The 24,207-nt window shown below is 46.4% G+C and carries 22 protein-coding genes; all 22 read left to right on the plus strand.

What is annotated here, in order from left to right:
• Positions 1-2 precede the first annotated feature (2 nt).
• The 22 genes from HWY38_RS09510 (at position 3) to pgsA (ending at position 24,193) form a co-directional block, all read left to right on the plus strand.
• A complete protein-coding gene (locus tag HWY38_RS09510; protein ID WP_021493675.1) occupies positions 3-1,238 on the plus strand; it encodes a M16 family metallopeptidase in 1,236 nt (411 codons plus the stop codon).
• Between the two features lie 78 nt (positions 1,239-1,316).
• Positions 1,317-1,574, plus strand: coding sequence for a YlmC/YmxH family sporulation protein (locus HWY38_RS09515; RefSeq protein ID WP_003154176.1), 258 nt, complete (start codon positions 1,317-1,319; stop codon positions 1,572-1,574).
• Between the two features lie 156 nt (positions 1,575-1,730).
• Positions 1,731-2,621, plus strand: coding sequence for a dipicolinic acid synthetase subunit A (gene dpaA / locus HWY38_RS09520; protein WP_224181710.1), 891 nt, complete (start codon positions 1,731-1,733; stop codon positions 2,619-2,621).
• A gap of 2 nt (positions 2,622-2,623) precedes the next feature.
• On the plus strand, positions 2,624-3,214 hold the full coding sequence (gene dpaB / locus HWY38_RS09525; protein ID WP_045207422.1) for a dipicolinate synthase subunit B: 591 nt from the start codon (positions 2,624-2,626) through the stop codon (positions 3,212-3,214).
• Positions 3,215-3,348: 134 nt separating this feature from the next.
• The gene (gene asd / locus HWY38_RS09530) at positions 3,349-4,389 is read left to right on the plus strand and encodes an aspartate-semialdehyde dehydrogenase (protein WP_224181711.1); all 1,041 of its coding nucleotides are present in this window, start codon (positions 3,349-3,351) and stop codon (positions 4,387-4,389) included.
• An 88-nt stretch (positions 4,390-4,477) separates the two neighbouring features.
• Complete coding sequence (gene dapG / locus HWY38_RS09535) at positions 4,478-5,692, plus strand: aspartate kinase (protein WP_044801436.1); 1,215 nt, start codon at positions 4,478-4,480, stop codon at positions 5,690-5,692.
• 30 nt (positions 5,693-5,722) lie between these two features.
• Positions 5,723-6,592: a 4-hydroxy-tetrahydrodipicolinate synthase gene (dapA, locus tag HWY38_RS09540; RefSeq protein ID WP_224181712.1), complete on the plus strand. Its 870-nt coding sequence runs from the start codon at positions 5,723-5,725 to the stop codon at positions 6,590-6,592.
• A gap of 178 nt (positions 6,593-6,770) precedes the next feature.
• Positions 6,771-8,438 (plus strand): ribonuclease J2, encoded by a 1,668-nt coding sequence (gene rnjB, locus HWY38_RS09545; RefSeq protein ID WP_012117573.1) that lies wholly within the window; start codon positions 6,771-6,773, stop codon positions 8,436-8,438.
• A gap of 115 nt (positions 8,439-8,553) precedes the next feature.
• Positions 8,554-9,291 (plus strand): ClpP family protease, encoded by a 738-nt coding sequence (locus HWY38_RS09550; protein WP_003154162.1) that lies wholly within the window; start codon positions 8,554-8,556, stop codon positions 9,289-9,291.
• Entirely contained in the window at positions 9,288-9,497 is a 210-nt protein-coding gene (locus tag HWY38_RS09555) for a YlzJ-like family protein (protein WP_003154161.1), read from the plus strand. The genes HWY38_RS09550 and HWY38_RS09555 overlap by 4 nt, the downstream gene beginning before the upstream one ends.
• 134 nt (positions 9,498-9,631) lie before the next feature.
• Complete coding sequence (locus HWY38_RS09560; RefSeq protein WP_224181713.1) at positions 9,632-11,992, plus strand: FtsK/SpoIIIE family DNA translocase; 2,361 nt, start codon at positions 9,632-9,634, stop codon at positions 11,990-11,992.
• 124 nt (positions 11,993-12,116) lie between these two features.
• Positions 12,117-12,842: a GntR family transcriptional regulator gene (locus HWY38_RS09565; protein WP_007409813.1), complete on the plus strand. Its 726-nt coding sequence runs from the start codon at positions 12,117-12,119 to the stop codon at positions 12,840-12,842.
• Between the two features lie 111 nt (positions 12,843-12,953).
• Positions 12,954-14,183, plus strand: a complete 1,230-nt coding sequence (locus HWY38_RS09570; RefSeq protein ID WP_017417794.1) for an MFS transporter — start codon at positions 12,954-12,956, stop codon at positions 14,181-14,183.
• Positions 14,184-14,289: 106 nt separating this feature from the next.
• On the plus strand, positions 14,290-14,745 hold the full coding sequence (locus HWY38_RS09575) for a MarR family winged helix-turn-helix transcriptional regulator (RefSeq protein ID WP_003154157.1): 456 nt from the start codon (positions 14,290-14,292) through the stop codon (positions 14,743-14,745).
• On the plus strand, positions 14,745-17,864 hold the full coding sequence (locus HWY38_RS09580; RefSeq protein ID WP_224181714.1) for an MMPL family transporter: 3,120 nt from the start codon (positions 14,745-14,747) through the stop codon (positions 17,862-17,864). Before HWY38_RS09575 ends, HWY38_RS09580 begins: the two co-directional genes overlap by 1 nt.
• A gap of 151 nt (positions 17,865-18,015) precedes the next feature.
• Entirely contained in the window at positions 18,016-19,296 is a 1,281-nt protein-coding gene (gene yfmF, locus HWY38_RS09585; protein ID WP_012117578.1) for an EF-P 5-aminopentanol modification-associated protein YfmF, read from the plus strand.
• Positions 19,293-20,579 (plus strand): EF-P 5-aminopentanol modification-associated protein YfmH, encoded by a 1,287-nt coding sequence (gene yfmH / locus HWY38_RS09590; RefSeq protein WP_029973455.1) that lies wholly within the window; start codon positions 19,293-19,295, stop codon positions 20,577-20,579. Before yfmF ends, yfmH begins: the two co-directional genes overlap by 4 nt.
• 59 nt (positions 20,580-20,638) lie before the next feature.
• Entirely contained in the window at positions 20,639-21,367 is a 729-nt protein-coding gene (gene ymfI / locus HWY38_RS09595; RefSeq protein ID WP_224181715.1) for an elongation factor P 5-aminopentanone reductase, read from the plus strand.
• Between the two features lie 75 nt (positions 21,368-21,442).
• Positions 21,443-21,700 (plus strand): DUF3243 domain-containing protein, encoded by a 258-nt coding sequence (locus tag HWY38_RS09600; protein ID WP_003154150.1) that lies wholly within the window; start codon positions 21,443-21,445, stop codon positions 21,698-21,700.
• Between the two features lie 127 nt (positions 21,701-21,827).
• On the plus strand, positions 21,828-22,619 hold the full coding sequence (locus tag HWY38_RS09605) for a DUF3388 domain-containing protein (protein WP_003154149.1): 792 nt from the start codon (positions 21,828-21,830) through the stop codon (positions 22,617-22,619).
• Positions 22,620-22,637: 18 nt separating this feature from the next.
• Positions 22,638-23,537 (plus strand): helix-turn-helix domain-containing protein, encoded by a 900-nt coding sequence (locus tag HWY38_RS09610; RefSeq protein WP_014417801.1) that lies wholly within the window; start codon positions 22,638-22,640, stop codon positions 23,535-23,537.
• Between the two features lie 74 nt (positions 23,538-23,611).
• On the plus strand, positions 23,612-24,193 hold the full coding sequence (gene pgsA, locus HWY38_RS09615; RefSeq protein ID WP_007611521.1) for a CDP-diacylglycerol--glycerol-3-phosphate 3-phosphatidyltransferase: 582 nt from the start codon (positions 23,612-23,614) through the stop codon (positions 24,191-24,193).
• Positions 24,194-24,207 lie beyond the last annotated feature (14 nt).

Genomic DNA, 24,207 nt, shown 5'->3' on the forward strand with positions numbered 1-24,207 from the left:
ACTTGATAAAACGCTATACATGCCAAAACGGTGTAAGAGTTGTGCTTGAGAATAATCCAACGGTGCGGTCTGTGGCAATCGGCGTCTGGATCGGGACGGGGTCACGCCATGAAACGCCGGAGACAAACGGTATTTCGCACTTTCTTGAGCATATGTTTTTTAAAGGAACAAATACCAGGTCCGCACGGGAAATCGCAGAATCCTTCGATCGGATAGGCGGCCAAGTGAATGCCTTCACTTCAAAAGAATATACGTGCTATTACGCCAAAGTGCTGGATGAGCATGCAAACTACGCACTTGATGTGCTGGCTGATATGTTCTTTCATTCTGCTTTTGACGAAGATGAGCTCAAAAAAGAAAAGAACGTCGTATATGAAGAAATCAAAATGTATGAAGACGCGCCGGATGACATTGTCCACGATCTGCTGAGCAAAGCAACATACGGCAATCATTCGCTCGGCTACCCGATTCTCGGGACGGAGGAAACGCTTTCGTCATTTAACGGCGATTCTCTCAGACAGCATATGGATGACTTTTACACGCCGGACCGCGTCGTCATTTCTGTCGCCGGAAATGTAACGGAACAATTCATTAAAGACGTGGAGAAATGGTTCGGTACATACGAAGCGAAGGGCAAAGCAAGCGGCATCAGCGAGCCTGAGTTTCATTATGAAAAGCTGACCAGAAAAAAAGACACCGAACAGGCGCATCTCTGTCTCGGTTTCAAAGGCCTGAAAGTCGGAGATCCGGACATTTACGATTTGATCGTCTTAAACAACGTGCTGGGCGGAAGCATGAGCAGCCGTCTTTTCCAGGATGTGCGCGAAGATAAAGGACTGGCCTATTCTGTATACAGCTATCACAGTTCCTATGAAGACAGCGGTATGCTGACGATTTACGGAGGCACCGGCGCGAATCAGCTCGGACTTCTGTCTGAAACCATTCAGGAAACGTTATCGGTTCTAAAACGTGACGGTATCACCCCGAAAGAGCTGGAAAACAGCAAAGAGCAAATGAAGGGGAGCTTAATGCTCAGCTTAGAGAGCACAAACAGCAAAATGAGCCGGAACGGGAAAAACGAACTCCTGCTCGGAAAGCATAAGACCATGGATGAAATTATCACTGAATTAAATGCGGTCAGCCTGGAAAGCGTCAACGGCCTCAGCCGCCGCTTATTTACGGATGATTACGCACTATCGCTCATCAGCCCGACCGGCAATATGCCGGCCTCATCTTAAGCGGAAAAGCAGTCTGCCTCTATACGGGGCAGGCATTTTTTTTTGCTCCGGGTCATATAGTACAAGGGGGTGGCTATCATGAGGCTCAGTGAACTGTCAGGTAAAGAAATTGTGGACATTAAACGGGCAGAGCGGCTCGGCGTGCTCGGCCAGACCGATTTGGAAATTAATGAACAGGACGGACAAATTACCGCGCTGTTGATACCGACGGTAAAATGGTTCGGATTGCGAAAACAAGGCCACGACATCCGCGTCCCCTGGAACCATATCCAAAAAATCGGGTCAGACATGATCATTTTAGACGTTCCGGGGGAGATCACGCCTCCCGAAGAGTAGATCTTATTCATTTTTTGTAAGCACCGGCTCATACAGCCGGTGCTTTTTTTATGAAAAAGACGCTGTACATTCACCGCCCTTTCTCTTTGCACATACGATGAAGATGAGGATGACACTTAAAAGATCCAGTAACTGTAAAGAAGGTGAACGTTTCAGATGTTAACCGGATTGACAATTGCGATCATTGGCGGTGACGCAAGACAGCTTGAGATTATAAGAAAGCTGACAGAACAGCATGCCGATATTTATCTTGCAGGGTTTGACCAATTGGATGACGGTTTTACAGGAACCGTCAAATGCAAAATCGATGAGATTCCCTTTCAAAAAATAGACAGTATCATCCTGCCCGTATCGGCAACGACCGGAGAAGGCGTTGTTTCCGCGGTTTTTTCAAATGAAGAAGTGGTATTAAAGCAGAGCTATCTTGAGCGGACACCGGAGCATTGCGTCATTTATTCAGGCATCTCCAACGCGTATCTTGAGGGGATCGCCAGCGAAGCCGGCCGCAAGCTTGTGAAATTATTTGAACGGGACGACATCGCGATATTCAACTCGATTCCCACTGTTGAAGGAACAATCATGATGGCGATTCAGCATACGGATTATACCATTCACGGATCAAATGTCGCCGTTCTCGGCATGGGGCGCACCGGTATGACGATCGCCCGGACGTTTGCGGCGTTAGGGGCGAAGGTAAAAGTGGGCGCGCGGAGTTCGGCTCATTTGGCCCGTATAATGGAAATGGGGCTTTCTCCTTTTCAACTTGAAGAGCTTACTGAACATGTAAATGATATTGATATCTGCATTAACACCGTACCGAGCTTGATTCTGAATCAAAGCGTTTTATCGCGCATGACGCCGAAGACCTTGATTTTGGATTTAGCATCCCGTCCGGGCGGAACGGATTTCAAATATGCTGAAAAACAAGGCATTAAAGCGCTGCTTGCTCCGGGTCTTCCGGGAATTGTGGCCCCGAAAACAGCCGGACAGATTATTGCGAACGTATTGAGCAAGCTTTTGGCAGACTTAAAGAAAGAGGGGAAATAACCATGTCTCTGAAAGGGAAAAGAATCGGATTCGGATTAACCGGCTCGCATTGCACATATGAGGAAGTTTTTCCGCAAATAGAGGCGCTTATCAGTCAAGGAGCTGAAGTCCGGCCGGTCGTGACATCAACCGTTCAATCGACCGATACCCGCTTTGGGGAGGGGGGAGATTGGGTCAGAAAAATTGAAGAAGCAACAGGCTTTGAGGCGATTGATTCCATCGTAAAAGCGGAGCCTCTCGGGCCGAAACTTCCGCTCGACTGCATGGTCATCGCCCCCTTAACCGGAAATTCAATGAGCAAACTCGCAAATGCGATGACTGACAGCCCCGTCCTTATGGCTGCGAAAGCCACGATCCGCAACGGCCGCCCGGTCGTGCTCGGAATTTCGACAAACGACGGACTCGGTTTAAACGGAATGAATTTAATGAGGCTGATGTCCGCAAAAAACATATATTTCATCCCGTTCGGCCAGGACGACCACGTGAAAAAACCGACATCGCTCGTCGCCAGAATGGATCTCCTTCCGATTACGGTAGAAAAAGCTCTTTTGCACCAGCAGGTTCAGCCGGTGCTCGTACACCATCATGAATAAAAAATCATGATGACAGAAAATCATTCCGGAATAAAAAAATTCGGTCAATCCGTGACTATTCTATGGTAAAATAAAACGTAAAATGCAAAGTCAATTCAACAAATGATGCTTAATTGGCGGAAGGAGTTTTACAGATGGGAAGAGGATTACACGTAGCAGTTGTCGGAGCGACGGGAGCCGTAGGACAGCAAATGCTGAAAACACTGGAAGACAGAAACTTTGAAATCGAAACACTCACACTACTATCCTCAAAGCGTTCTGCTGGTACGAAAGTAACGTTTAAAGGCGAAGAATATACAGTGCAGGAAGCTGTTCCGGAAAGCTTCGAAGGCGTCCATATCGCGTTATTCAGCGCCGGCGGAAGCGTATCACAAAGTTTGGCGCCTGAGGCTGTAAAACGGGGAGCCATCGTGATTGACAATACCAGCGCATTCCGCATGGACGAAAATACACCGCTTGTCGTGCCTGAGGTGAACGAAGGTGATCTGCACAAACATAACGGCATTATCGCCAACCCTAACTGTTCAACGATTCAGATGGTGGCTGCGCTTGAACCGATCCGCAAAGCGTACGGGTTGAATAAAGTCATTGTATCTACTTACCAAGCTGTGTCCGGGGCCGGCAATGAAGCGGCGAAGGAATTGTACAGCCAGACAAAGGCGATTTTAAACAATGAACCCGCAGAACCGTCCATTATGCCGGTTAAAGGCGACAAAAAGCATTATCAAATCGCATTTAACGCCATTCCGCAAATTGATAAATTCCAAGACAACGGCTATACGTTTGAGGAAATGAAAATGATTAATGAAACGAAAAAAATCATGCATATGCCGAATCTGGAAGTGTCTGCGACATGTGTCAGACTGCCGATTGAAACAGGGCACTCAGAATCTGTTTACATTGAGCTTGACCGTGATGACGCAACCGTTGAAGATATTAAACAGCTTTTAAAAGAAGCTCCGGGTGTTACGCTTCAGGATGATCCGGCGGAGCAGCTTTACCCGATGCCTGCTGATTGCGTCGGCAAACGCGATGTATTTGTAGGAAGAATCCGTAAAGATTTGGACAGAGCAAACGGTTTTCATTTGTGGGTTGTTTCTGATAACCTGTTAAAAGGCGCCGCTTGGAACTCAGTCCAAATCGCGGAAAGCCTGCAAAAACTGAACCTCGTATAAAACAAACGTATTTTCTATAGGCGAACAGAAGAGAGTAAGGCTCTGCCTGCTCTCTTCTGTTACGTCAGACTAATTTGGAGTGAAAATAGTGAAGATCATTGTTCAAAAATTCGGCGGAACATCCGTAAAAGATGACAAAGGCCGCAAGCTTGCGCTAGCACACATTAAAGATGCCATCAGTGAAGGTTATAAAGTTGTCGTTGTCGTATCGGCGATGGGAAGAAAAGGAGACCCGTACGCGACAGATTCTTTAATCGGGCTCCTTTACGGCAGCCAGTCCGACATTTCTCCGAGAGAGCAGGATATGCTTCTGTCTTGCGGAGAAACGATTTCGTCCGTTGTTTTTTCCAGCATGCTGAAGGAAAACGGCATAAAAGCCGCAGCTTTAACAGGAGCCCAGGCCGGCTTTTTAACCAATGCCCAGCATACTGACGCCAAAATTATAGAAATGAGAACAGAGCGGCTTTTCGCTGCACTCGCCAGCCATGACGCTGTCGTTGTCGCAGGATTTCAGGGAGCGACTGAAAAAGGCGACACGACGACGATCGGCAGAGGAGGAAGCGATACTTCAGCAGCGGCGCTCGGCGCGGCGGTAGATGCTGAGTTTATCGACATTTTTACGGACGTGGAAGGCGTTATGACAGCCGATCCGAGAATCGTGGAAAATGCTAAGCCGCTTCCGAACGTCACATATACGGAAATCTGCAACCTTGCCTATCAAGGCGCGAAAGTCATTCATCCGCGCGCGGTGGAAATCGCCATGCAGGCAAAGGTGCCCATTCGCGTGCGCTCCACTTATTCAAAAGACAAAGGCACTTTGGTGACGTCCCATCATTCGTCTAACATCGGCAGCGATGTATTCGAACGGCTGATTACAGGGATCGCCCATGTGAAAGATGTGACGCAATTTAAGGTTCCCGCCAAAATGGGGCAATACAACGTTCAGACTGAAGTCTTTAAAGCAATGGCAAATGCCGGAATCAGCGTAGATTTCTTTAACATTACGCCGAGTGAAATCGTATATACCGTGGCCGGCAGTAAAACGGAAGCCGCGCGCAGCATTTTGGCTGAATTAGGATATGAGCCGACAGTGACGGAGAGCTGTGCGAAAGTGTCAGCGGTCGGCGCCGGGATAATGGGTGTTCCGGGTGTCACGTCAAAAATCGTCTCCGCACTTTCTGATAAAGGCATTCCGATTCTGCAATCTGCCGACAGCCATACGACGATCTGGGTGCTCGTTCATGAAAAAGATATGGTAACGGCCGTAAATGCGCTGCATGAAGTGTTTGAACTTTCAAAGTAAATGTGATTGAATCATGATGAGGTGAAAAAAATGAATGTCGGAAATATATCTACAGCGATGATTACCCCCTTTGACAGTAAAGGGAATGTAGACTTTCAAAAACTGTCTACATTAATCGACTATTTGTTGAAAAACGGTACGGATTCTTTAGTCGTCGCAGGCACGACCGGCGAATCCCCGACACTTTCAACAGAAGAAAAAATTGCACTCTTTGAATTTACAGTCAAAGAAGTGAACGGACGCGTGCCTGTTATTGCGGGTACGGGAAGCAACAATACGAAAGACTCCATTAAACTGACAAAAAAAGCTGAAGAAGCCGGCGTCGATTGTGTTATGCTTGTCACGCCGTATTATAATAAGCCTTCCCAAGAGGGTATGTACCGTCATTTTAAAGCCATAGCTGAAGAAACGTCTCTTCCTGTGATGCTTTACAACGTGCCGGGCAGAACGGTCGCTTCACTTGCGCCGGAAACGGCCATCAGACTTGCGGAGATTCCGAATATCTCTGCGATTAAAGAAGCGAGCGGCGATCTTGATGCCATTACGAAAATCATTGCCGAAACACCGGAAGATTTTCACGTCTATTCAGGTGATGACGGGTTAACGCTTCCTATTCTCGCAGTCGGCGGAAGAGGAGTCGTGTCAGTAGCCAGCCATATCGTAGGTTCTGACATGCAGCAGATGATTAAAAACTATACGAACGGGCAGACGGCAACCGCGGCACTGATTCATCAGAAGCTTCTGCCGATCATGAAGGAGCTCTTTAAAGCGCCTAATCCGGCTCCGGTCAAAACGGCGCTACAGCTGAAAGGCCTTGATGTCGGATCTGTGCGTCTTCCTCTTATCCCGCTGAATGAAGATGAACGTCTGAGCCTGAGCAGCGTCATCAGCGAACTGTAAGAAAAAATTTATACAGTTAAAATACGCGGTCATTCTCATTTTTATCGTGAGTTTGACCGTTTTGTATACATATTGGTTTTCCCTAAACCTTCCGCTTCTTCTTGTTTTCTAAAATTGATATCAGTTATAATAGGAACAAGTGATGATGGACGGGTATGAGACTAGGAGGATACAGATTTTGAAAAAGAAAAATACAGAAAACGTCAGAATTATCGCCCTTGGCGGCGTTGGAGAAATTGGGAAGAACCTATATGTCATTGAAATTGACTCAGACATATTTGTAGTGGATGCAGGGCTGATGCACCCTGAAAATGAAATGCTCGGTATTGATGTCGTCATTCCGGATATTTCCTACTTAGTAGAACGGGCTGACCGCGTGAAGGCCATCTTTCTGACACACGGGCACGATGAAAACATCGGGGGCGTCTTTTATTTATTGAACAAGCTGTCGGTGCCGGTATACGGAACGAAGCTTACGCTTGCATTACTGAGAGAAAAACTCAAGCAGTACGGGCATAATCGAAAAGCTGATTTGCGTGAAGTTCACTCTAAATCAGTCATTACATTTGAATCAACGAAAGTATCGTTCTTTAAAACGATTCACAGCATTCCGGATTCAGTGGGAGTCAGCTTCAAAACATCACTTGGCTCTATTGTATGCACGGGAGACTTCAAATTTGACCAGACGCCTGCTTATCACCAATCATGTGATATTGGCGAAATTGCCAAAATCGGAAACAGCGGCGTGCTCGCCCTGCTTTCTGACAGCGCCAATGCGGAGCGCCCGGGGTATACTCCGTCAGAAGCATATGTAAGCGGTGAAATTGCCGATGCGATGAACAATTCAGAAAACCGTGTCATCATTGCTGTATTCGCGTCTAATATCAACCGGATCCAGCAAGTGATACAGGCTGCCGTCCAGAACGGCCGCAAACTTGCAATCGCCGGAAAAAATCTGCAAAACGTGCTTCAGCTGGGGCGCAAGCTCGGCTATATTGAAGCCGAAGATGAAATGTTTATTCCTGTGCAGGATGTGAAAAAATATCCGAAGCGGGAAGTGGCAATTGTTACAGCCGGAAGTCATGGTGAGCCGCTGGCCGCTCTTACGCGGATGGCCAAGCAGGCGCACAAGCAGCTTAACATTGAAGAAGGAGACACCGTTGTCATTGCATCAACACCGATTCCGGGGCATGAATTGATATATTCTAAAACCGTCAACCTGCTTGCCCGCGCCGGCGCTCAAGTCATTTTCGCCCAAAAACGCGTGCATGTGTCCGGTCACGGTTCGCAGGAAGAATTGAAACTCATGCTTAATTTGCTGAAACCGAAATATTTAATTCCGGTTAACGGTGAATTCAGAATGCAAAAAGCGCATTCCAAAATCGCAGAAGAGATCGGCATGAAACGCAGCGACATTTTCTTGATTGAAAAAGGTGACGTCGTTGAATTCCGCGGACAGAATGTAAAAATCGGGGATAAAGTCACGTACGGAAACGTTCTGATTGACGGCCTCGGTGTCGGCGACATCGGCAACATCGTGCTGAGAGACCGCCGCTTATTATCACAAGACGGCATTCTCATCGTCGTAATTTCACTCGATAAGCAGAAAAAGAACCTCGTATCAGGTCCTGAGATCATTACGCGCGGTTTCGTATATGTCAGAGAATCAGAAGGTTTAATTGTACAAGCTACTGAGCTCGTCCGCTCTATCGTGACTGAAGCGACGGAAACATCTGCCGTAGAATGGTCCACGCTGAAACAGGCAATGCGTGATGCGCTGAATCAATTCCTTTATGAAAAAACAAAACGCAAGCCGATGATCATTCCGATCATTATGGAAGTATAATGTATACACAGCCGGAGCGCATGATGCTCCGGCTGTGTTTTTGTTCATGTCCCGGATGGAAATCATCATCTTTGTTCATAATACAAAGAGACATTCGGAAAGGGTGAAAGATAAAATGGATCATCGTATGGAAAACACCGAAGAACAGCAGCCCGAAAAATCAGATGCGAAAGACAGCATTATGAGCAAAATTCAGCAGCTGGGAGAGACATCTCTGCCGCAAATGTCCCAAGATACTAATATTCACTGCCTGACGATCATCGGCCAAATTGAGGGGCACGTCCAGCTCCCGCCGCAAAATAAAACAACCAAATATGAACACGTCATTCCGCAAATCGTCGCGATTGAGCAAAATCCGAAAATCGAAGGACTTCTGATCATCTTAAACACCGTCGGAGGCGATGTGGAAGCGGGGCTTGCGATTGCGGAAATGCTCGCATCCTTATCAAAACCGACCGTCTCAATCGTACTCGGCGGGGGACACTCGATAGGTGTGCCGATCGCCGTGTCATGTGATCATAGTTTTATCGCGGAAACAGCGACTATGACCATACACCCCGTTCGGCTTACAGGTCTGGTTATCGGCGTTCCGCAAACATTTGAATACCTGGATAAAATGCAGGAGCGGGTCGTCAACTTTGTGACCCATCATTCAAATATTTCCGAAGAAAAATTCAAAGAGCTGATGTTTTCAAAAGGAAACTTAACCAGGGACATCGGAACGAACGTAGTCGGCAAAGATGCGGCTGATTACGGATTAATTGATGCCGTGGGCGGCGTCGGACAGGCGATAAAAAAGCTGAATCAGCTGATTGAGGAACGAAAGGGCGAGGAAGGAAGGATGATTCAATGATCCTTTATACTGTCATGCCCCAAGAAGTCGTTTACGGTCAGGATATAGAGCAAAGCGTGCATGAACAGGTAGATTACGCCGGCGTGCCGCTGCTAGTTGAGATGAAGGGAAATGAAGCTGAAGTCGTACAGATTTTAAGTACGAACCCGATGGATTTTCTGAATCCGGACATCGCTCCGGGACAAAAAATCAAGCTGAAAATCTAACCGGCATTCAGTCCGTTTCTCGGGGGCAAAATATGCTATAATAGGGGAATCCTACAGAAAAATGCAGCCGGCAAAAGGCTGCTTTTCTTCATGATGTATGATTTTACATTTTTTAACGCAGTAAGGTGATGAGTGTGGCAAAGAAAAAACGGAAATCTAAAAAGAAACAAGAGAGTAAGCTCAATCTAAAATACGAACTAAGCGGACTGCTCTGTGTTGCAATCTCAATTATTGCTGTTTTGCAGCTCGGCGTTGTGGGACAGACATTTGTGTACTTGTTCCGTTTTTTTGCCGGAGAGTGGTTTATTTTATGCTTAATTGCGCTCTTCCTTCTCGGAATTTCGCTGTTTTGGAAAAAGAAGAGTCCAAGCCTTTTAACGAGAAGAAAGGCAGGGTTGTACTGTATTATCGCCAGTATATTGCTGCTGTCTCACGTGCAGCTCTTTAAAAATCTGTCTCATCACGAGTCGATTCGGTCGGCAAGTGTCATCGGCAACACGTGGGAGCTGTTTATGATTGACATGAAACAGCAGGCTGCTTCCCCTGATTTGGGCGGCGGCATGATCGGCGCGGTACTGTTTGCAGCTTCCCACTTTTTATTTGCATCAACGGGTTCACAAATCATGGCGATCGTGCTGATCTTAATGGGGCTGATTCTTGTAACAGGGCGTTCACTGCAGGAAACGCTCAAAAAGTGGACGAGCCCCGTCGGCCGGTTTATCCGCGGCCAGTGGCAGGCATTTCTTGAGGATATGAAGACGGTCAGAACGAATATGTCTTCGCCGAAAACAAAAACAAAATCGGGCAAAAAACAAAAACGGGTTCAAAAGAAAAAAGAAGAGCCTGAACCGGAGGAAGAGGATGAGGAAATCATTTCGCCGATCATCCATTCAGAGCCGATTATTTCAAGCTTTTCAGACCGTCAGGAAGAGCCCGCCGAACCGCTGATTCCGGAAAAAACGCAGGAGACGGCACAAGCGCCAAAAGATGAACCTTCCGGCGGCGCTCAAGACAGTGGCGAAACGGCTGCGGCTCCGCCGATGACGTTTACAGAGCTTGAAAATAAAGATTATCAAATGCCTTCATTGGACATACTGGCTGACCCGAAACATACCGGCCAGCAGACCGATAAGAAAAACATTTACGAGAATGCAAGAAAACTCGAGCGGACTTTTCAAAGCTTCGGCGTAAAGGCGAAAGTGACCCAAGTTCATCTCGGTCCGGCGGTCACAAAATATGAAGTGTATCCGGACGTCGGGGTCAAAGTCAGTAAAATCGTGAATCTGAGCGATGACCTCGCGCTCGCGCTTGCCGCGAAGGATATCCGGATAGAAGCGCCGATTCCGGGTAAATCAGCAATCGGCATCGAGGTGCCCAATGCTGAAGTTGCGATGGTTTCGTTAAAAGAAGTGCTTGAATCCAAGCTCAATGACAAGCCGGACGCGAAGCTTCTGATCGGCTTGGGACGAAATATTTCCGGGGAAGCCGTGCTTGCCGAACTGAACAAAATGCCCCACCTGCTTGTAGCCGGGGCAACGGGAAGCGGAAAAAGCGTCTGTGTCAACGGTATTATTACGAGCATTCTGATGAGGGCCAAACCGCATGAAGTGAAGATGATGATGATTGACCCGAAAATGGTTGAGCTGAATGTGTATAACGGCATTCCTCATCTGCTTGCGCCGGTCGTGACAGATCCGAAAAAGGCCTCGCAGGCTTTGAAAAAGGTCGTCAATGAGATGGAGCGCCGCTATGAGCTGTTCTCCCATACGGGTACGAGAAATATAGAAGGCTATAACGACCATATCAAGCGGTCAAATGCCGAAGAAGAAGTCAAGCAGCCTGAGCTGCCGTACATCGTCGTCATCGTTGACGAGCTTGCCGATCTGATGATGGTCGCTTCTTCCGACGTGGAAGATTCAATTACGAGACTTTCACAGATGGCGCGGGCGGCGGGAATTCATTTGATTATCGCGACACAGAGGCCTTCAGTTGACGTTATTACCGGTGTTATTAAAGCCAACATCCCGTCAAGAATTGCCTTCAGTGTCTCATCTCAGACCGATTCACGGACAATTTTAGACATGGGCGGCGCTGAAAAGCTTCTGGGGCGCGGAGACATGCTGTTTCTGCCTGTAGGCGCAAATAAGCCGGTGCGTGTGCAAGGGGCATTCTTATCCGATGAAGAGGTTGAGCATGTCGTCGATCATGTCATTACGCAGCAAAAAGCGCAGTATCAAGAAGAGATGATTCCGGAAGAAGTTTCGGAAACACACAGTGAAGTAACGGATGATCTCTATGACGAAGCGGTCGATTTGATTATCGGCATGCAGACGGCATCAGTCTCCATGCTTCAAAGGCGGTTCAGAATCGGATATACGAGAGCTGCCCGTCTGATTGACGCAATGGAGGAACGGGGCGTCGTCGGGCCGTATGAAGGAAGCAAACCGAGGGAAGTACTATTATCTAAGGAACAATATGATGAGCTCTCTTCTTAAAAAGGAGAGAGTTTTCACTGAAAATGATATCACCAAAATCATTCCTATTTATTTTTTTATTAAAACATGATATAGTTGTCCCAATTGTTCAATAATTTATGAAAGTGGTTTACGGAGGGGAAACATGTCTACAAAAGCTGACAATCGTCACTTGTATCTAAAAGTGATTGAGCGAATCAAAGAGGATATACAAAACGGAATTTACACCGAAAAGGAAAAGCTTCCTTCTGAATTTGAGCTTTCAAAATCAATGGGTGTCAGCCGGGCAACTCTGCGTGAAGCTTTGCGTATCCTTGAAGAGGAGCATGTGATTATCAGAAGGCACGGTGTGGGCACTTTCGTCCATACAAAACCGCTGTTTCTTTCAGGTATTGAACAGCTCAACAGCGTGACGAAAACGATTCAGCAGGCGAACATGGTGCCGGGTACGATTTTTTTGTCGTCTCAGGTCATCACGCCGTCTGATGAAGATATCGCTAGATTCCGGCTTGAGCCTGAGCAGGAGCTTTTTTATTTGGAACGCGTGAGAACGGCAAGCGGCACTCCGGTCGTTTACTGTTTAGATACGATTCCGATGCACATTCTGCCGAATTCTTTCTGTCATGAACAGGAGTCTATTTTCGATCTTTTGGAAAAAAACTCCGGGTCTGTGATCAGCTATGCCGTTGCTGATATCGAACCGATCGGATATCACGATACGATTTCGCCGGTTTTGGAATGCGAGCCGGAGACGGCGCTTTTATTGCTGAAGCAAACCCACTATAATCAGAATGATGAACCTGTGCTGTATTCATTAAATTATTTCCGGGCTGATAAGTTCAGTTTTCATGTTGTAAGAAAACGTTTTTAAGACAGACGCGTCATGTGTCTGTTTTTTTATTTGCCGTTTCAGTACATACTTTGTTTTCTGCAAGGCACAATAAAACAGGAAACAACCAAGTATAGTGAATGGGTGAATAAGTTGAGTAAGAAGAAAAATGGAACGAAAAATATCATTGCTCTGGCTTCTGTACCGCTCGTGATGACACTCGGGAACTCCATGCTGATTCCTGTGCTTCCGATGATTGAAAAGAAGCTGTCCATATCGTCTTTTCAAGTATCGTTAATTATAACGGTCTATTCGATTGTGGCGATTATTTGTATTCCGATTGCCGGATATCTGTCCGATAAATTCGGAAGAAAAAAGGTTCTTCTGCCTTGTCTTCTCATAGCCGGTGCGGGCGGAGCGCTTGCCGCGATAGCTTCCACCGCGTTCAAGCATCCTTATCCCATTATCTTGGCGGGGCGGGTGCTGCAGGGAATCGGTTCGGCAGGGGCGGCTCCTGTAGTGATGCCGTTTATCGGTGATTTATTCAAAGGGGATGATGAGCGGATTACCGCGGGGCTCGGCGACATTGAGACGTCAAACACAGCCGGGAAAGTAATAAGCCCGATTCTCGGGTCGCTCTTGGCTGCATGGTTTTGGTTTATGCCGTTTTGGTTCATTCCGTTTTTTTCGCTCATCAGTTTTTTTCTCGTATTGTTTTTGGTGGCAAAGCCGGAGGAACAAAAAGAAGCGCCTTCTATTTCCGAATTTGTGAAAAATGTCGGCCGCATATTTAAGCGTGACGGACGCTGGCTCTTTACGGTTTTTATCATCGGCTGCGTGATTATGTTTTTGCTGTTCGGGGTTCTTTTTTATTTATCAGACTCACTGGAGAAGAAATACGGCATTGACGGTGTGGCTAAAGGAGCGCTTTTGGCAATCCCGCTTTTATTTCTATCCGTCAGTTCATATATATCAGGCAGAAAAATCGGAAAAGACCAAGGCAAAATGAAGTTTTGCATCGTTTTCGGAATGAGTGCCGTGACACTGTCGTTTATCGGCCTATGGTGGAATCACAGTTTTTATTTATTATTTATCTTTTTGTGTGTCAGCGGTATCGGTATCGGAATGGCATTGCCGGCTTTAGACGCTGTCATCACAGAAGGCGTAGACAACGAGGAATCGGGAACCATCACCTCATTTTATAACAGCATGCGGTTTATCGGAGTAGCGGCGGGACCGCCGATCTTTGCTGCGCTGATGTCAAATGCAGGCTGGCTGATTTTTATTTTATCCGCTTTTTGCGGCATTGTGTCTGTATTTTTAGCGCTGTTAAATATCTCATCACAAGCAAAAGAAAAAAAGGAATCATTAAAGACGGTGTAATCTGCACTGTCTTTTTTTATTTTATTTTGAAGATTGACATGATACCGTCAAGTCGTTATCCTTTTTAATAGTTAAACATTTTAACTATCGGAAGGAGGGGGAAAAGGTGCATGAAGAAAAAGTAAAGCAGCTGATTCAGCGTTATTCCGATGTATACCTGCACGTCTTAAAAAAAATTGACAGCATTATCGCTGAAAAAGTGAACAAAGAACTGACATTGGATCAATATTACATCCTCCGCTATATTATGCTCAATCCGGATTGCAAATCAATTGAACTGGCCGCGGTGTGCCACGTCAATAAAAGCGCCATTACATCGATGACGAACCGCCTGTATGAAAAAGGCTACATCAATAGAGAACGCAGCCAAAGCGACCGCCGGAGCATACTTTTAAATGTCACGGAAAAGGGGACGGAAGTATTTCACCGTGTGGAGCGGCGGATTGAGGAACTCGTCCGTTCATATATTATGTATTTTGATGAAGACGAGGCGGAGATGTTCGTTAATACATATGAAAAATTATATCGATTGATGATGACAGAGGAGGATCAGCAGACATAATGAAAAACATTATCCGAGCTCGCTGGATCATCGCCGCGGTATGGGTCGCCGCAACGGTGATATTTATGCTTACAGCGCCTGATATGGCTGAATTGACACGGGAGAAAGGGCAGATTTCCGTACCGGACGGGTATTCCTCTTCTTACGCCCATGAATTGCTTGATGAAATGTCTGATTCAGATGCACCGTCTTCTTCTGCCGTCATCGTATTTCACGAAAAAGGCTTAATGACAGACAAAAAAGATCGTCTGGAAGAAGCCGTCAGCACTTTGTCTGAACAGAAAAAAGCGCTTCAGATTAAAACGGTGACTTCATACTTCGGGGAGAAAAATGACGACATCAAAAAACAGCTGCTGTCAAAAGACAGACAAACGATGCTCGTTCAGCTGCAGCTTGATACATCCAAAAACGATATCCTCGAAATAAAAAATAAAATTGATAAAGAGCTGAAACCGTACGGCGTATCATACGGCATTACAGGCCAGTCGCTGATCGACGAAGATGTGTTAAAAAGCTCACAGGACGGCTTAAAAAAGACTGAATATATAACGGTTGCCTTTATCCTGATCGTGCTGATTCTTGTATTTCGGTCAGTGGTCGCTCCGTTTGTACCGCTTTTATCAGTATTGATATCTTATTTAGTCAGCCAGTCGATTGTCGCATTTTTAGTCGATCAGCTGAATTTTCCGCTCTCAACTTTTACTCAGATTTTTATGGTTGCGATTATGTTCGGAATCGGTACAGACTACTGCATTCTGCTTCTCAGCCGGTTTAAAGAAGAACTGTCGCATGGCGCTGATATAAGAGAAGCGATCGTCGTCACCTACAAAACGGCCGGAAAGACGGTTTTGTATAGCGGCGGTGCGGTGTTGATCGGATTTGCCTGCATCGGATTTGCGACATTTAAGCTGTATCAGTCGGCAGCCGCCGTTGCGGTCGGTGTCGCGGTACTGCTGCTTGCGCTCATGACGATCGTGCCGTTTTTTATGGCTGTTTTAGGAAAAAGACTGTTTTGGCCTGTGAAGGGCGATATTTCCCATCCCCAAAGCAAAGCATGGGAAACGTCAGGGCGGTTTTCATTTAAAAGGCCGCTCATCAGTCTGGCAATCGTTGCGGTATTCACCGTCCCGCCTATCCTTCTTTACAAAGGGTCGCTATCTTACAACAGTCTTGACGAAATCGGGGATAAATATGAATCCGTCCGCGCGTTTAATACGATTTCAGACGCCTTTGGCCCGGGAGAACTTCTTCCGGCCACAGTCGTCATCAAAAATGATGAGACATTAAATACTGAAAAACACCTGATTGATATCGAAAAAATCAGCAGAGAACTTGAAAAAACAGAGGGTGTAAAAACGGTCAGAAGCGCCACGCGCCCTGCTGGAAACGGATTGAATCAATTATTTGTCACAAATCAGGCAAAGCAGCTTCAAGAAGGACTTGATAAGGGCAATACGGGACTTGAAAAAATCACGGACGGATTAGGGCATGCCGCAAAGTCGTTAGCTGATTCACAGCCGCAGATCGAAGAGTCGGGGAAAAGCGTCAATCAGCTTATTGACGGAACATTGTCTCTGAAATCCGGGCTTTCTGATATAGGAGAAAACCTGAATAAACTGCAGGCTGGCGTGAATGAGAATAAAGCCGGCGTCGCCCAGATGAAAAAGCAGATTGAAGAGCAAAAACAAATGCTGACTTCACAGCTCAAACAAAACAGCGGTCTCGCTTCAGAAACGCAAAACGCTTTAAAATTGGTAAAAACCGTCCTGCCGATGAAAGATGAAGCCAGCAGACAGCTTGCCGATTTGAACAAGCAGCTTGCCCGGCTGCCGTTTGCAAAATTGGAAGCGTCAATACCGTCAGTCAAAACCGATCCCTCTTACCAAGAAATCAAATCGGCCTTTACGGGTGTACAGTCAGCCGTTCCCAAGGCAAACGCGGATGCAGAAGCTTTTTCTAAACAGGTCGACAGTCAAAAGGCTCATCTGCAGCAAGCGGAAAAACAATTTGCCCGGCTGGCAGCCGCTCAGAAGAAGATTGACACTCAAATTAACGCAATGATCAACGGTCTGACCAGTATTGAAAACGGTCTGCAGCAAGTGTCAGACGGACAGGGGGCTCTCGCAGGACAAATGCCGCGCCTTGAATCGGCGGCAGGACAGCTCGCGGAGGGCCAGAAAAAAATGAAGAGCGGTCTCGGTGATTTTTCTTCCCGGCTCAGCGATCTTTCTTCAGGCCTTAACGATAGTGTAAAAGGGCTTAAGAAAGTATCAAGCGGCATGATGGGGGCGAATGATTACCTGGGTGAGCTTCACAAGGCGTCAGACAAAGAAATGACAGGCTGGTTTGTGCCGAAAGACGCGTTGACAAACAGTGATTTCACAAGCGTGTTTAATACGTACATGTCAGATGACAGAAAAACGACAGAATTGACCGTCGTTCTTGATAACAATCCTTACTCAAATACGGCCATTCAAGATATTCAAGCGATCAAAGCGAGCGTAAAAAGGGCCATTCCGAACACGGATCTGAAGAATGCTTCCTTCGGCGTTTCGGGAGTCTCCAGCATGAATGCCGATCTGAAGGAAGTATCGGATTCAGACTTCAAACGGACGGCAATGTTTATGCTGGCGGGAATTTTTCTGATTCTCATCGTGATGCTGCGCTCCCTCATTATGCCTGTTTATTTAGTGGCGTCGCTCGTACTGACGTATTTCGCATCCATCGGCGTGACGGAATACATCTTTACACACTTCTTCGGGTATCCGGGCGTAAACTGGGCCGTGCCGTTCTTCGGCTTTGTCATTTTGATGGCTCTAGGCGTGGATTATTCCATCTTTTTAATGGACCGTTTTAATGAGCTTAAAAAAGAAGGAACGGAACCCGCAATGATCAGCAGTATGAAAAATATGGGTTCCGTCATCATTTCTGCGGCGATTATTTTAGCGGGAACCTTTGCGGCCATGCTGCCGTCAGGCGTTCTTTCCTTATTACAGATTGCAACCGTGGTATTAACAGGCCTTCTCATGTACGCAATTGTCGTCCTTCCGTTTTTTGTACCGGTCATGGTGAAAATATTCGGAAGAGCCAACTGGTGGCCTTTCAATTTGAAAAAATAACGTTCAATACCTCTGCCTGTTTTTGGGCAGAGGTTTTTTGTTTCCTTATAAATCCTCCAGTTGATATAATTACATCTGCGTACTCTTTTTTGCGAATGCTGAAATTTGGTCATAATACATACTATGAAAGAATGAACGAAGGAGGTTTCACATGACTTACGTAAATGAAATGAAGTCAAAGCACGGCGGGATCACCGCCCACATCGTAAAGACCGAGAAATTTAAAACCGTTTCGCTGACGTTTAAAATGCTGGCTCCTTTAACGAAAGAGCTCGTAACAAAAAGAGCGCTGTTTCCGCATGTGCTTCTGCGCGGAACAGAAAGCCGCCCGAAAACCGCTGATCTGCGGTCTTATTTTGATGAGCTGTACGGCACATCCGTTTCAGCTGATCTGACAAAAAAGGGAGAACGTCATGTCATTACGTTCAGGCTTGAGATTCCTAATGAAAAGTATCTGAAGGACCGCACACCGTTATTGGAAAAAGGCCTTCAGCTTTTATCAGAGCTTGTCTTTTCGCCCGCTTTGGAAAACGGCGCCTTCCTGCCCCTTTATGTCACGCAGGAAAAACGGACGCTGAAACAGCGGATTCAAGCCGTATATGATGATAAGATGAGATATTCTAATCTGCGTCTCGTTCAGGAAATGTGCAAAAGCGAACCGTATGCCCTTCACGTCAACGGCGAGTTCGATGATGTTGAACACATTACACCGCAAGATTTGTATGAAGCCTATCAAAAAGCCATACGCGAAGATCAGCTGGACCTGTACGTCATCGGCGATGTTGATACAGATCAGGTGAAAACGGCCGTTGATACGTATTTTAAAACGGAAGAACGGGAGCTGCAGCCTTTTGAAAGAAGCGCGGCGAATGAACAGCCCGATCCGAAGGAAGTCATTGATGAAGAGGACGTCAAGCAGGGCAAGCTGAATATCGGATTCCGGACCAATACGACATATACAGATCCGGATTATCCTGCATTGCAGGTGTTTAACGGGCTGTTCGGAGGTTTCTCTCATTCAAAGCTGTTTATAAATGTCCGTGAAAAAGCGAGCCTCGCCTATTATGCAGCCTCAAGGGTGGAAAGCTTCAAAGGGCTTTTGATGGTCATGTCGGGCATTGAGGTGAAAAATTACAAGCAGGCCGTCACCATCATTGAAGAACAGTTTCAGGCTATGCAAAACGGTGACTTTTCAGAAGATGATATCGCCCAAACGAAAGCCGTTATTAAAAATCAAGTATTAGAAACCATTGATACGGCATACGGTTTAGCGGAATTTCTGTATCAGCAGGCCTCAGCCCAAGTAGAGATACCGATCGAAAGATTCCTTGACAATATCGAGAAAGTGACAAAAGAGGACATTATCAATGTCGGAAAGAACATTAAGCTGGATACGACTTATTTCTTAAAAGGGACGGGGGGAGCATCTTGACTAAACCGATAAACTTCGAACAGCTTCAGGAAACGCTGTATCATGAAAAAATGGCAAACGGCCTTGATGTCTATGTGCTGCCGAAACAGGGCTTTAATAAAACATACGCCGTGTTTACGACAAAGTACGGTTCCATTGACAATCAATTCGTTCCTTTAAATAAGGAAGAAATGGTACACGTCCCTGACGGAATCGCGCATTTTCTAGAGCATAAACTGTTTGAAAAAGCGGACGGCGACGTGTTTCAGGACTTCAGTAAGCAGGGGGCGTCGGCAAATGCCTTTACATCATTTACACGAACCGCTTATCTGTTCTCCAGCACTTCTAATGTGGAGAAAAACCTCGAAACACTCGTGGATTTTGTTCAGGACCCGTATTTCACGGAAAAATCAGTTGAAAAAGAAAAAGGCATCATCGGCCAGGAAATCAATATGTATGATGATAATCCGGATTGGCGGCTGTTTTTCGGCCTTATCGAAAATATGTATAAAGACCACCCCGTGAAAATTGACATTGCCGGAACGGTGGAGAGCATCTCACATATTACGAAAGATCTGCTGTATGAGTGCTACGAAACGTTTTATCACCCGAGCAATATGCTGCTCTTTATCGTCGGTCCCGTAGATCCTGAAGCGGTCATCAGCCAGGTGCGGAAAAACCAGGAGAAAAAGCCGTTTACAGACCAGCCTGAAATCAAACGTGAAGAAGTTCAGGAGCAGGAAGCGGTTTTCCGCCGGGAGCAGGAGTTAAAAATGAACGTGCAAGGCTCAAAATGTCTTGTCGGCTTAAAGGCGAAAGACCCTTATAAAACGGGGCAGGAGCTGTTGAAGCACGAGCTCAGCATGAACCTCATGCTTGAATGTCTTTTCGGAAAAAGCTCACCGCATTACGGTGACTTGTACGACAAAGGCTACATTGATGAAACCTTCAGCTTTGATTACACGGCTGAATACGGATTCGGTTTTGCCTCTGTCGGAGGAGATACACCGGAGCCGGATAAGCTCGCTGACGAATTAAAACACATGCTGCTTGATGCGGAATCAGCCGTGACTGCGGAAAAACTTGACCTTGCGAGAAAAAAGAAGATCGGGTCATTCTTAAAAGCGCTCAATTCGCCTGAATATATCGCCAACCAATTCACACGCTATGCCTTTTTAGATATGAGTCTGTTTGATGTCGTAACCGTACTGGAGCAGATTACGCTGGAAGACGTAAAGCGGGTCATTAAAGAAGAAATATCAGAAGACAGGCTGACAGTCTGCAAAGTCGTGCCAAAATCATAACAAAAACATCCCTCACGTCCTGAGGGATGTTTTTCTGGGGAAAGAAGGAGTATGGATTGATGAAACAGACAGCGCTCGTAACCGGAGCAAGCGGCGGAATCGGACAAAGTATAAGTGAAGTCCTCGCAAAAAACGGGTATGACGTCCTTTTGCATTATCATTCTAATAAGGAAGCCGCACACAGGCTTGCGGAAAGGCTGAGCGAATCATTCGGCGTAAAAGCCTCCGTTATTCAGGCGGATTTGTCCTCACCGGATGGCGCGGAGACACTCAGCCGTTCCGTTAGGCAGCCTGTGGACGCTCTGATATTAAACAGCGGCAAAAGTCATTTCGGCCTGATTACAGACGTTACGGATGACACGGCGCGGGAGATGGTGCAGCTGCATGTGACGAGTCCGTTTATTTTGGCGCGTAATCTGGTGCCCGGCATGATCCGGAAAAAAAGCGGGGGCATCGTCGCGATCGGTTCCGTCTGGGGAGAAACAGGCGCATCGTGCGAGGTATTATACAGCATGGTCAAGGGAGCGCAGCATTCGTTCGTCAAAGCGCTTGCCAAAGAGCTTGCTCCGAGCGGCGTCCGCGTGAATGCAGTCTCGCCGGGTGCCGTTGATACAAATATGCTTGCTCAGTTCACGTCTGATGAAAAAGAAGCGTTGGCAGATGAAATTCCCGCGGGCCGGCTGGCAAAGCCGGAGGAAATCGCCGAAGCGGCGGCCTTTTTATTATCGGAAAAGGCTTCCTATATTACGGGGCATATATTATCCGTAAACGGCGGCTGGCACTGCTGAAAAAAATGTGTGTATAGTTTGCATCTGTACGGACAAAATAATTTTGTAACAACAGATGAAATGGAGGAACCCAACATGTCAGTATTAGAAAACTGGGATAATTGGAAGAATTTCCTTGGCGACAGATTGAACTATGCGCAGGAAAAAGGGATGAGTGATGAAACGATCACTGACCTCGCTACAGAAATCGGCGGTTACCTTGCGAACGAAGTCGACTCGAAAAACCATCAGGAAAAAGTGCTTGCTGATCTTTGGAGCGTTGCTTCTGAAGATGAACAGCGCGCCATCGCAAATATGATGGTGAAGCTTGTTGAAAATAACAGCACTCATTAAGAGGGGGGATTTCTCCTCTCTTTTTTTATGTTTTCCTCTATAGAGCAACATTCTTCTTTCTAATTAGAGAAAAATGTTTTATGATAAAGGAAGGTAAAAATTTGCCACAATGGAGGGGGTATATCATTTGGCAAAGCTCGAATGGTATTTTGAATATGAAATTCAAGTGAACCGCCCCGGCCTGCTCGGGGATATTTCATCTCTTCTCGGGATGCTGTCAATTAATATTGTCACAATTAACGGTGTCGACCTTTCCAGAAGGGGAATGCTGCTCAGATGCCGGCATATAGATCAAATTAAACGATTGGAATCAATTTTAAAAACAATGGAGACCATTAAAGTAACGAAGCTGAGAGAACCGAGGCTTCGCGACCGTCTCGCAGTCCGCCACGGGAGATACATTCAGCGTGATGCCGATGACAAAAAAACCTTCCGTTTTGAAAGGGACGAGCTCGGTCTTCTGGTTGACTTTATGGCCGAGCTGTTTAAAAAAGAAGGACACAAACTGATCGGGATCCGGGGAATGCCGAGGGTCGGGAAAACGGAGTCCATCGTCGCGTCAAGCGTTTGTGCCAGCAAAAGATGGCTTTTCGTATCATCAACGCTGCTAAAACAAACGATCCGGAGCCAGCTGGTTGCCGATGAATACAGCACGGAAAATGTGTTTATCCTCGACGGCATCGTTTCAACAAGACGGGGATCTGAGCGCCATCTTCAGCTCGTCAGTGAAATTATGCGGCTTCCGGCGACAAAGGTCGTGGAGCACCCCGATATTTTTGTTCAAAATTCGGAGTATACGCTCGATGATTTCGATTATATTATCGAACTCAGAAATGATCCTGACGAAGTCATTACATATGAACATGCAGAAGAACCGCAAATGTTTGATCAGACCGGTTTTTCAAGCTTTGATTTTTAATATTGGAAGGTGTTTGTTGTGACAGAATTAGCAATCCGGCTTAAAGAAGCCAGAGAGGAAAAAGGGATGTCGTTGGATGAACTCCAGGCGGCGACGAAAATTCAGAAAAGATACTTAACCGCTCTGGAAGAAGGCAATTATGACGTCATTCCCGGCAATTTTTATGTGCGGGCGTTTATCAAGCAATACGCTGAAGCTGTCGGGCTTGATTCAGATCAGTTATTTGAAGAATATAAAAAAGACATCCCTAACACGTACCATGACGATGTGTCGGAAAAAATCTCCGGTCTCGCCATGCAAAGGGAGCTTCCTAAGTCCGCTTCAAAGGCGGCGGAATGGCTTCCGACCGTCCTTGTCGTCATCGGTGTCATTATCGTCATCGCGATCATTTATGCGATTATTCAGCTCGGAATGAGCAAATCCGGGCAGACAGACGGAGATAAAGCCGTCACCCAAAGTGAGAGCAAGTATGAGATTCCTAAGGATTCTGCGCTGAAAAACGACGGCAATACAAATGACGAAGCGCAATCTGACAGCAAAAAAGACAAAAAGGACACAAAAGCGTCAGAGCAGAAAAAGAAAGAAAAAAGCAGTGAAAAGACGGAGATCAAAGCGGCCGGAACGGAAGGCTCGGCTTCTTCATACAACGTCTCCGGGGCAGATAAGTATAAGCTCGAACTGATTGCTTCTGACAGCGCATGGATCCGCGTCCGTGATGACAGCGGCGGTTCTTTAAAAGAAGGAACGCTGCAAAAAGGCGAAACCTTTAAAAAAGACGTCACGGATCAAAAGCAGATTGAAATCCGCACGGGCTATGCCCCTAACCTGAAAATTAAAATTAACGGAGAGGTTCTGTCCTATGAACTCAATCCGCATGATGTGATGGCGCAGACCATCACAATCAAGATGAAAAAATAAAAGGGGAAAAAGTCATCTGAACGATTAAGATGACTTTTTCTTCACGTCCGAGTACATATTATTGGAGGGGCTTTATGTTTAACTTACCGAATAAAATCACACTGGCAAGAATCGCTTTAATTCCTGTATTTATGATTATCATGCTTGTTCCTTTTCAGTGGGGCAGCGTTCATATAGGGGATGAATCGATTCCGGTCGCGCATCTTACGGGAGCTGTTTTATTCATTATCGCATCAACGACTGACTGGGTGGATGGCTACTACGCCAGAAAACTGAACCTCGTGACAAACTTCGGGAAATTTTTAGATCCGCTGGCTGACAAACTGCTGGTATCCGCGGCATTAATTACGCTTGTGCAGTTTGACCTTGCGCCGGCGTGGATGGTCATCATCATCATCAGCCGCGAATTTGCCGTAACGGGATTAAGACTTGTGCTGGCGGGAACGGGGGAAGTTGTAGCCGCCAATATGCTGGGGAAAATTAAAACATGGGCTCAGATCATCGCTGTTGCCGCGCTTTTGCTGCATAATCTTCCGTTTGAGCTCGTTTCTTTCCCGTTCGGCGATATCGCTTTATGGGTGGCCGTGCTGTTCACAGTCATTTCCGGCTGGGAGTATTTTGCGAAGAACTGGGATGCGTTAAAAACATCTAACTAGGAAAGAAGGACTTA

It is taken from the genome of Bacillus sp. KS1, assembly GCF_020075515.1.
Lineage (GTDB): Bacteria > Bacillota > Bacilli > Bacillales > Bacillaceae > Bacillus > Bacillus velezensis.